The 915-nt window shown below is 41.4% G+C and carries 1 protein-coding gene; it reads right to left on the bottom strand.

Annotation, left to right across the window (positions count from 1 at the left end):
- Window positions 1-133: 133 nt before the first annotated feature.
- A partial coding sequence (locus tag N3D17_07785; GenBank protein MCX8083263.1) for a glutamate-5-semialdehyde dehydrogenase occupies window positions 134-915 on the bottom strand: 782 nt, incomplete at its 5' end.

Here is a 915-nt window from a genome sequence, read left to right as displayed (position 1 = left end):
ATTCTGGTGTGATTGAGCTGAATCTCAAAGCCCCATCAATTAGAGACGACCCCATTCGACCGTAACCGATTATGCCAATTTTTAGATTTTTAATTATTTTATAATTATTTACATCGGTTTTTTCCATAAATATCTACACTCTACCGAGACGTTCAGTCCATATGCTATCTAATTTTTTATGGAGGAATGGCTTTGCTCCTTTTCCGATATAATTAGAAACTTTTTGACCCGCCCCCAATAAGATGTATTTTGTCGTTACGAGTCCTTCAAGCCCCACTGGACCCCGTGCATGTATTTTATTAGTACTTATTCCAACTTCTGCACCAAGACCATATCGGTAGCCATCACTGAATCTGGTGGAGGCATTATGAATGACTGTTGACGAGTCCACCATAATCAAGAACTTGCGGACGGCGGATAGATCTTCGCCGATTATAGAGTCGGTATGGTGTGATCCGTATTTATTTATGTGATTTATTGCCTCGTCAACCCCATTTACTATTTTAATTGGTAATATAAGGTCAAGATATTCTGTGGACCAATCTTCTTCTGTTGCAGGCTCAGCAGGTATGCCTGATGCTTTAAGAATTTCTAAAGTTTCTGGACACCCCCTAATCTTTACTTTACTTTCCACAAGTCGTTTTGCGATTTCTGGGAGCAGAGATGCAGCAGCCCTATCCACAAGGAGGATCTTCATAGAATTGCAGGCTGCAGGATACTGCACACGTGCATCATGACAGATCTCCACAGCCTTGTTTCTATCGGCAGAACGATCGACATAAATGTGGCAGATCCCCGACGAGTGTCCTAAGACAGGGATTTTAGTGTTATCCTGAATATATCTAACAAATTCATTACTGCCGCGCGGAATGATCAGATCCACCAATCCCTCCATCTTCAAGATTTCGTTTATTG

It is taken from the genome of bacterium (assembly GCA_026414725.1).
Lineage (GTDB): Bacteria > Ratteibacteria > UBA8468 > B48-G9 > JAFGKM01 > JAAYXZ01.
This window is presented reverse-complemented; position numbering and strand designations above follow the sequence as displayed.